The organism is Streptococcus sanguinis SK355 (assembly GCF_000212855.1).
Classification (GTDB): domain Bacteria; phylum Bacillota; class Bacilli; order Lactobacillales; family Streptococcaceae; genus Streptococcus; species Streptococcus sanguinis_A.
Genome location: NZ_GL890993.1, coordinates 1,520,957 through 1,530,388, shown reverse-complemented (window position 1 = coordinate 1,530,388; position 9,432 = coordinate 1,520,957). Strand labels below are relative to the sequence as shown.

Annotated in this window: 8 protein-coding genes and 1 pseudogene; 1 reads left to right on the top strand and 8 read right to left on the bottom strand. The window is 44.9% G+C overall.

All coding sequences use genetic code 11. The annotated features are described in order from the left end of the window. Positions 1-18: 18 nt before the first annotated feature. From HMPREF9389_RS04005 to HMPREF9389_RS04035, 7 genes and pseudogenes are all read right to left on the bottom strand, one after another. A pseudogene (locus HMPREF9389_RS04005) lies at positions 19-1,765 on the bottom strand (ABC transporter ATP-binding protein). After that, entirely contained in the window at positions 1,758-3,524 is a 1,767-nt protein-coding gene (locus HMPREF9389_RS04010) for an ABC transporter ATP-binding protein (RefSeq protein WP_002930116.1), read from the bottom strand. The pseudogene HMPREF9389_RS04005 and the gene HMPREF9389_RS04010 overlap by 8 nt, the downstream one beginning before the upstream one ends. An 18-nt stretch (positions 3,525-3,542) precedes the next feature. Beyond that, a complete protein-coding gene (locus tag HMPREF9389_RS04015; RefSeq protein WP_002930115.1) occupies positions 3,543-4,154 on the bottom strand; it encodes a TetR/AcrR family transcriptional regulator in 612 nt (203 codons plus the stop codon). Positions 4,155-4,481: 327 nt separating this feature from the next. Then, positions 4,482-4,898: a GNAT family N-acetyltransferase gene (locus HMPREF9389_RS04020; RefSeq protein ID WP_032906490.1), complete on the bottom strand. Its 417-nt coding sequence runs from the start codon at positions 4,896-4,898 to the stop codon at positions 4,482-4,484. Positions 4,899-4,949: 51 nt separating this feature from the next. Continuing rightward, positions 4,950-5,615 carry an ABC transporter ATP-binding protein gene (locus tag HMPREF9389_RS04025; RefSeq protein ID WP_002930113.1) on the bottom strand — a complete coding sequence of 222 codons (666 nt, stop codon included), beginning with the start codon at positions 5,613-5,615 and terminating at the stop codon, positions 4,950-4,952. Beyond that, positions 5,616-6,677 (bottom strand): ABC transporter permease, encoded by a 1,062-nt coding sequence (locus tag HMPREF9389_RS04030; RefSeq protein ID WP_002930112.1) that lies wholly within the window; start codon positions 6,675-6,677, stop codon positions 5,616-5,618. 67 nt (positions 6,678-6,744) lie between these two features. After that, positions 6,745-7,353, bottom strand: coding sequence for a TetR/AcrR family transcriptional regulator (locus HMPREF9389_RS04035; RefSeq protein ID WP_002930111.1), 609 nt, complete (start codon positions 7,351-7,353; stop codon positions 6,745-6,747). A gap of 109 nt (positions 7,354-7,462) precedes the next feature. Between HMPREF9389_RS04035 and HMPREF9389_RS04040 the strand changes: the two genes are divergently transcribed. After that, entirely contained in the window at positions 7,463-8,188 is a 726-nt protein-coding gene (locus HMPREF9389_RS04040; RefSeq protein WP_002930110.1) for a hypothetical protein, read from the top strand. Between the two features lie 91 nt (positions 8,189-8,279). Here HMPREF9389_RS04040 and HMPREF9389_RS04045 read toward each other — a convergent pair whose 3' ends face one another. Further along, on the bottom strand, positions 8,280-9,317 hold the full coding sequence (locus HMPREF9389_RS04045; protein ID WP_002930109.1) for a zinc-binding dehydrogenase: 1,038 nt from the start codon (positions 9,315-9,317) through the stop codon (positions 8,280-8,282). Positions 9,318-9,432 lie beyond the last annotated feature (115 nt).

The following is a 9,432-nucleotide window of genomic DNA, read 5'->3' as shown; positions in this document are numbered from 1 at the left end:
ACAACGGTTTAAATACTATCACTCCTCCATCTCAATCCGCCAGCTGGCAGCTGTTTTTTCTTTCTTGGATAAACTTACTATAGATACCTTGTTTGGCCAGTAAGTCTTGGTGTTTGCCTTGCTCGACAATACAGCCTTGATCCAGCACTAGAATCTGATCTGCATGCTCAACCGTCTTGAGTCGGTGGGCAATCATGATAATGGTCTTATCGCGAGTCAGAGCCTGAATAGCCTGCATGAGGGCTTCTTCGTTTTCGGGGTCAACATTGGCTGTTGCTTCATCCAGAATGATAATAGGCGCATCCTTAATAATAGCCCGTGCGATGGAAATGCGCTGACGCTCACCTCCAGAAAGACTAGCACCGCCTTCACCAATCTTGGTATCATAACCATCAGGCAACGAGAGGATAAAGTCATGACAGGCCGCTTTCTTGGCAGCTTCTATCACTTCTTCAAGACTGGCCTCCGGATTGCCAAAACGAATGTTATTGGCAATGGTATCCTCAAAGAGATAGACGCTTTGGAAGACAAAGCTAAAATTACGAATCAGACTGTCATAGCTGTAATCCCTGACATCATGTCCGTCCAGACTGATACTTCCCTGGTCCACATCCCAGAAGCGGGCAATGAGGTTGCAGAGCGTTGTTTTGCCAGAGCCAGAAGGTCCGACCAGTGCAGTTGTTGTTTTTTCGGGAATGGTGAAAGAAACCCGGTCAATGATTTTCTTATTTCCATAAGAAAAGCTAACATCTCTCAGCTCAATCCGGCTGCTCTTAGGCTCAATATCCTGACCACTGATGTCCATCGGTTGGATAGCCAAAACTTGATTGACCATATCAACCGACAGATCAACAATGCGCAGGAGAGAAGAGAAAGAGCCAACGCCATCTAGATTTTCATAAATCATAAAACCACTGACAATCATCATAATAGTTACCAGCAGCTCCATACTGCCACTGAGATAAAAGTAGATAGAGAAAAGCCCCATAAAGAGACCGGTCAGCTTGGTCACCATGCCCTGGAGGGCAATGTAAGGTGAGGTCACGAGTGTCATTTTGGTATCTAGCCGACTCTTGCCTTCAATAGACTTGGACAGCTTCTTGGCAGAACGGTTGACCAGATTATAGTTCTTAACTTCAGCAATCCCTTGGCTATACTCCAAAACAACAGCAACTAGATCCATATCCGCCTGATACTTGTCATCAGAAACCTTGCCAACTTGCCAACGCATGAGGGTATTTGGCAGGAGAAAGAGGACGAGACCCACCAAGAGAACCAGTCCAACCCGCCAATCATAGAGAAAGACCAAAATAGTGATGAGGCCAGTCGTCAGAAATCCCTGCACTGTCATCATAACCACTCTGGTAGCTACATCAGACAGCCCTTCCAGCGTATTAGTCGTGACACTGGTAATCTTGCCCAAGCTATTTTGATTAAAGTAGCCCATGGGTAGATAGCGCATGTGCTCGGCAATTTCAATCCGCTTCTGAGCACAGGTATGATAGCCCGCTTCCGTCTGCAGCATGGTGATTTTTAGTGTAATCCAGACGTTTAGCACAGTGGATACCAGCATGATTCCCAGAGCCAGCCAGAAAGTCTGCATAGAGAGGTTCTTCTCAATCAATCCCATAACAACTAGGCCAATTGCTGGAATACGCAGAGCGATGATAAAGGACTTGACGATGCCCAGATAAATGGATTGATAAAATTTCCTACGGTCCTCTGCCGTACAGAAATCAAAGAATTTCTTCAGTATATTAAGCATGAGTCAGCCCTCCTTCCATCTCACCACTATCCCTGGTAGCAATATGGGCCTGCCACATGGAAGCATAAAGCGGACTAGCTGCCAGCAATTCTTCATGCCGGCCTCTAGCTTCAATCCGACCATCATTGACTAGAACTATCTGGTCTGCGCTCATAATCGTAGACAATCGGTGGGCAATGACAATCAAGGTCCGTCCCTCAATCAGACGAGCTAGACTGGACTGAATCCGTGCTTCATTTTCCGGATCTGTATAAGCAGTCGCTTCATCCAAAATAAGAATCGGCGCATCCTTAAGCATGGCACGGGCGATGGCAATCCGCTGACGCTCCCCACCAGATAGATGACCGCCGCCAGAGCCTACTTGAGTTTCAAAACCATCTTCCAAGTTCATGATAAAGTCATAACAGCCACAACGACGGGCAATGTCAATAACCTTGTCATCCGAAGCTGCCGGATTCCCCATCCGGATATTTTCCATAATGGTCTCATCAAAGAGATAGTTATCTTGGGTCACGTAAGCAATCTGCCGACTGTAATAGTCTAGCGGAAGCTGGCGAATGTCCAAGCCACCATAGGTAATCTGACCAGAAGTGACATCCCAGAAAGAAGCTAGAAGCTTGGCAATTGTAGACTTCCCTGAGCCTGATGGTCCGACCAAAGCATTGATGCTGCCAGCCTTAATATCTAGCGAAATTCCATGTAGCACCTCCTCCTCATCTGCATAGCCAAAGCTGACATCCGTCATGACTAGATCCCTTCCTTTTGGAAGTTCTCGCAACTTCTGAGGCCTTTTCAAATCAGGTTTTTCCAAAATATCAATGACTTGGCCAAAAATAGTCCCGATTTTCCGTAAATCATCCATGTAACTAGCCACTAAAATCAGAGGAGTCAGAAGACTGAGCGACAGAATAATCATCAGAATGAAATTGCTAGCAGTCAAGCTGCCTTGCAGATAGAAATAACAGCCAGCCGGCAGCAGAAAGAGCAGGCCTGATGGCAGAAATGCAGTTACAATGCCCATCTCCAGATTGAACTTGCGCATCCACTCAATAAAGCAGTCTGCTCCTTCTCTAGCAGCCGTCACAAATTTATCGTAAGAGAACTTTTCCTTGCCAAAAACCTTAATAACCTCAATCCCATTGATGTATTCCACCGCTGTATCATTGAGCTTTTTGGTCTTGACCAGAGTATTTTGATAGTCTGCTTCGCTATTGGCAACCATCCGCATATATGCCAGAGCCACGATGGGAATAGTCAGGAGAGACAGCAAGGTCAGGCGCCAATCGATAACCAGCATAGCAATGAGAACAATAATCGGACCAAAAATCCCAGCAGTAAACTCTGGAATTAGGTGAGCCAAGGTCGTTTCGGTCGCATCCACCCGCTCAACGATAATGTTTTTATAGCTGCCTGATGACTGACTAAGCACTATACCTAAAGGCAGCCTAGCTAGCTTATCTGTCAGGCGGTGCCGCATTTCCGCTAGAATCTTAAAAGTAGCCGTATGTGACAGCATGGTGGAAATACCGTGAAATCCCCAGTAGCCAATCCAAGCCAGACCTGCCCACGCTGACTGCTGCAGGTAAAAATCCCAGCTTTTATTGCCATCCAAGAGCTGATTAATCATCCCACCAATAAAGAAATAAGGCAGAAATCCTGAAATCACAGAGGCAAAGGCAAAGATTAGACTTAGCACAAAATACATCTTATGAAGGGAAACAAAGTCCCAGATCCAAGCAAGAACAGATTTTTTCTTCATAGAATTTCCTTCTTTCTATCAAAAACCTAGCAAACCTCCCCAGTCAAACAAGTCCATGATGGAATGGCAAAATTCCAGCGCCTGCTCTTGGGGCCAGTCTTGAGCCAAGGGCTCAAATACAGCTGTGTAATAAGCTGTCATGCACGATCGCAGAAACTCGTGTTTGACCAGATGATTGATTTTCCCCTCTTTGTAAGCCAGCTCCAAATAGCGATAAGTCTCGTCAGCAGCCAAATGAGGCAGACGCATCCTGAAGTCCGCTTGCGAAGAACCCTGAGATTTAAAGAGCAAGAGCTGCATAATATCCTTATGCTCATAGAGAATCCGCATCAGGGACTGGAGATCCTCTAAGCGATGAGTCCACATATCAGACAGGTGCCCCTCTTCTAGGAAATCATAGTCACGTCGCTTCTGCTCTTGTCCATACTGGTCTAAAGCTGTTAGAGTAGGCTCAAGCAGAGCAGTAAAGAGACTGTCCTTACTCTCATAGCGCTTATAAAGAGCCCCAGTCGTCAAGCTAGCAGCGCGACAAATTCTCCGCAGTGAAGCATCCTGATAGCCATAAGCCAAGAACTCACTCCTCGCGCTTTCCAAGATTTTTTCATTTAACTCATCTGTTTCTTTTTTCATGGTTTTAATTCGATAACACCGTTATCACCTTTCTTCTTTTATTATAAATTCTGACAATTTAACTGTCAAGGAAAAACAAAAAAAGACCGAGAAAGATTTTCATTGATCTAGCTATACCTTATCCCCTTGTAAACATGACAAAAGAGGCTGGGACAAAAGTCCTAGCCTATCAATTGTCTTTGGATTGTCGAGCAAGACGCAGTGGTTGAGTGGGCTCTACTACGCTGATTTCATCAGCTTTTACAGTCCTACTCAACTGTGCGGAGGTGGGACGACGAAATCGAATTCTAACGAATTACCGATTTCTGTCCCACTCTCTCTATAATTTTACTTTTTATCAGGTGCATAAATCATACCAGTACAGTCGAAATCTTCCTGTCGGCGAAAGCCAAGCTCTTGATAAAACGCTAGATTTTTATCTGACTGCTCCGTTGCCAACTGGATTTGGTAAACATCCTTAAAACTTTCCAATGTTTTCTGAAGAAGGTTTCGTCCAATCCCCTGACGCTGGTAGTGTGGATACACCAGCAAATCCTGAATAAAGATAATGGTAAGCCCATCTCCGACCGCTCGGATCAAACCAACCAACTCCTCATCGTCATAGGCCGCCATCACAAACAAGGACTGATGGAAGGCCTGCTCTAACTGCTGAGGATGATTGGTGTAATTGCTCCAATTAACCGAATTATAGAGGTCTAGCACTGCCGCAAAATCCAGCTGAGGATTTGTTTTATAATGAATCATAATCTTCTCCTTGTTTTTTCTCTGTTTGATTGCATAAACCATTCTAACGCTTTATCGAACTTGAGTCAGCACTCCGTCTTGCATCTCATAAACCTTGTCAACTTCGTCCAACAGGCGGGTATCATGGGTAATCATGACCACGCTCTTATGGAATTTCTGGGTCACCTCTTTGAGCAAATGGACCACGCGCTTGGCCCGCTCCGTATCCAGACTAGCTGTCGGCTCATCAGCCAAGATAATATCTGGGCTATTGTAAAGCGCTCTAGCGATAGCAGCTCTCTGCCGTTCTCCGCCAGACAATTCTTTGGGATACTGCTTGAGTGTTCCTGTTAAATCTAGTAGCTCAATCAGACTGTCTAGATCCGTCCTTTCCTTTTTAGATAAGCGGTCAATCAGCTGAAACTGGTCTTCGATTTTCAAAAAAGGTATGAGATTGGAGGCTTGCAAAATGAAGCCGAAATCATTGAAGCGTAGAGCAGCCCGTTCCTTTTCCTTGAGCTGGGAAGTATCTTTCCCATGCAGGAGAATCTGGCCTTTTGAGGGAGTTTGCAAATGGCCCAGCAAGGTCAGAAAGGTTGTTTTACCCGATCCTGACGGCCCAATAATAGCTACAAACTGACCCGCTTCAAGTTGGAAATCAGTTGGTTTCAGGGCTTGAACCAGCGTATGCCCCTGGCCGTATTCTTTTGTAACCCCTTTTAGTTCTATGATTGACATTTACTCACCTCCGATTGCTGTGATAGGGTCAATTTTCAGAACCCGATGAATGGACAAGAGTCCGCCAGCCAGTGACATGAAAACAATCAGGATAATCAGCCCTAGATAAGCTCGCCAGTCACTGTAAAAAGGCATAGAAGCCGGCAAGACTAGCTGGGTCCCCAAAAGAGCCAAGACAGCTAAGCTGATTCCCAGAGTGGACAGGATGAAAATCTGCCAAAAAATAGAAGCAATAATCTTCCCACTGGCAATCCCTTGGGCGCGTATAATACCGTAAAGATGGGTCTTTTGGATGGTAATGATGTACATAAAAATTCCCAATACCAAAAATGTAATCAGAACCATGGCCCCAATCATAAAGGAAAAAGTCAGTACCTGAGGCTGATAACCAGGGATATTTTCTATAAAATCACTCATAGAGAGCTGACTAAGTCCAGCTTCTTCAATCTTCTGACCATCCTTGACCACAAGTGCACTGATATTCTTAACCTGACTTGAGCCGTACTTTAATTCCCTGAAATCTTCCAGCGTCATGAAGAGCACTGGCTGGGTTAGGAAGCTGTTATCCTCTGTGAAACCAACAACCTGATAGAGGCGCTCACTGCCATTGAGCTGGAGTTGATCGCCTAGTTTTACACCTTTTTGCTGCAGGCGCTTATCCGCAATAACTTCATAAGCAGTCTCAGCAGGACGTCCCTCAATAATGTCAGGCGCTAGAAAACTCTCCCAAGAGAGACCAAAAACCTGAGCATTGATTTTATCAGTGCCATCTTCATAATTGGCCACTGCTGACGTTTGTCCCAAAGCAGCGATTGAGTCGCCTTGAAGCAGGCGGCTGTACTCCTCTTCCTTGAGAGTCGAAGAAACCAGATTCTTATTGGCGTACTCCGACAAGACGATCGACTCAGCCTGCCATTGGTCCAAAGCCAAGCGATTGAGCCTAGCCAAACCAACGGAAAGACTGGATAAAAAGAAAACCATATAGGTAATGAGAAAGACCACAGCAACCACTAAACGATAACGCCCGCGACTGTAGACAATCTCTTTAAATGCTAAAAACACGGCTACCCTCCTTTGAGATATACGAGACTATTATAGCATAAAGAATCAAACTGGAAAAACTATCCTGTCAATCACCCTGCATATGCTCTCTGACAAAGCCCGCCAGACCAACAGCGGTCACCTTAGCATGAAAATCACTCATTTGCTGAGCCTTATAGCGAGGATGAGCCAGCCAGTAAGTCAGGGTTCCCATAAAGGACGCGACCTGATGATTCAGCAGCAAATCCGCTTCTACCTCCTCTAAATTTGGATTCCCCAAGGAAATACTCTGCCAGAAAATCTCCCTCAGAACTTCTTGCAACCGCCGCGAACTAGTTGGACTACCATTTGGACCCAAAAGAATGGCCAAGTCTTCCAAGTAAGGCTCAAAAAAATGAAAAAGATTTTGTTTCTCATGGATATAGTCTTCCACTTTAAAATCCTTTTCTAACTTGAACAAGCAGGCAGAATCTAGAGCCTCTTGATAATAGGACTGCAAATCATCTAGCAAACGGTCTTCTATCTCCTTCAGCAGATCATATTTATCCAGATAATGCCGATAAAAGGTACTGCGATTCACCTCTGCCAAGTAAATCAATTGGCGAATACTGATAGTCTCAAAAGTCTGCTCTTTCATCAGCTGCAGCAAGCTAGTCTCTATCCGCTTTTCTGTCTTTCTTCTTTTTTTCTCATACATGCCATTCACCTCAAAATGCAACAGTCTATCAAAAATTGATGCTTGTATACCATCCAGCTCCCACTATATAATAAATATAAGCAGAAGACAAGAACAAGAGGATTAAAAGATGAAGATTATGATCAATCAAAAGGAAGTCAGTCAAGAAAGAATTGAGCAATGGCGGAAGCAGAGAATCCATAAAGCAGCTAAGATACTTAATCTACAGCTGCCGAATACTGACAACACGGAGATTTCAGACCAAGCCCTACTGGAAGCAAAAATGAAGCTGACATACGAGGAGCTAATCCATAAAATTGGAACCAAACTCAAATGGAGCCAATATTTGATGGAATGGGCAGCCAAATGGTCCAAGAAACCACGAAAAAGAGCTGTTGTAACGATTTTTGCAAGTGGACTGACTGCTGCTTCTTTCAGTAAAAGGCTAGAAAAATTAATGTTAGAAAAGACAGATACTCATAAAAGAGTCAATCTTGGTGCCTGTCCAGACCATTATGCTTTGCAGCCCCACAGCAGCAAACTTGAAGTCATTGAGACTGCAGGAAACAGCCCACTGCCAACACAGTTTTTTCTTGACCTTGGTGGTGAAGCTGAGATAGAGGAGCCTCGTGATGCGTCTTATCCCTTCCAAACCGTCGGTGCCGCCAGTCTAGCGAACGGTTGCAATATCGGTGGTATTCGCCATCAGTTTCGCGACACAGAAAAAGGCTTAGAAGCCCGATTCTGCGTCGAATTCCCCAGCCTTTGTCCAGACAGCCTTATCAAAGAACACCAGCTCCATCTGGCCGCCGAATGGTCAAAGTGGATAACTTGGTGCAGAGAGCAAAAAGAATGAATTTCCTTTCATGAAAATAACTACCAAGCTATTCAAAAACAGCCCACTGCCATCTTAAAGAGACTGCAGCAAGGCTGTTTTTCTTCTAAACCTAATCAAAGACAATCATAGACTTAATGGTCTTGCGTTCATCCATATCTTTATAAGCTTGATCAATCTCATCCAGTCTGTACTCACTTGTAAAGACCTTGCCCGGATTAATATCACCATCAAGAACTGCCTTGAGCAAGATTTGCTTGTCGTAAGTCGTGACAGAGGCCGCACCGCCTGCCACTGTAATATTTTGGGCAAAGGTAGAACCGAGCGCTCGATTATTATAGTGAGGCACACCAACAAAGCCTAAGCGGCCACCGTTGTGAAGGACTCCCAGAGCTTGATCAACAGCTGCTTCTGTTCCAACACATTCCAGAGCTGCATCTGCCCCGCCACCTAGAATCTCACGCACTTTGGCAATTCCTTCTTCGCCACGTTCTGCAACAACAGCTGTCGCACCTGACTCTAAAGCCATCTTTTGTCGATCTTCGTGACGGCTCATGAGAACGATTTGGGAAGCACCACGCATTTTAGCAGCGATAACAGCGCATTGTCCAACAGCTCCGTCACCAATCACGACAACCTTATCACCAGGCTTGACGTCTGCCACTCGTGCAGCATGATAACCAGTTGGCATGACATCAGCCAGTGTCAAGAGGGATTTGAGCATTCCTTCTGTATAATCAGAAGGCTGACCCGGAATTTTGATAAGTGCCCAGTTAGCAAATTCGAAGCGTATATATTCTGCTTGTACCCCGTCTGACCAGTTGTTACCAATATGAGAATCACAGGTGCCATCAAATCCTGCTCGGCAGGCATCACATTGCCCGCATCCATGAGTAAATGGCGCAATAACAAAATCGCCAGGTTTTACAGTTGTTACTGCATCCCCAATTTCTTCGACAATTCCAATCGCTTCATGTCCACTATTTTGATGTCCTGCTTCAATATCTGGACTGCGGTAGCGCCATAGGTCAGAGCCACAGACACAGGTCCGAACAATCCGAATAATGGCATCATCTGCCTCAATAATTTGCGGACGATCAATCTCAGTCAGTCCAACTTGACCTGCTTTTGTATAAACTGCCAATTTCATCGTTTCTTCTCCTTTGATATCTTTATAGTAACTATTATACAACTTAGAGCACCCTTCAAGTCAAATTTTTGACATCATTTAAGATAAAATTCTTATAAAAAAGAGAGTGGGACAG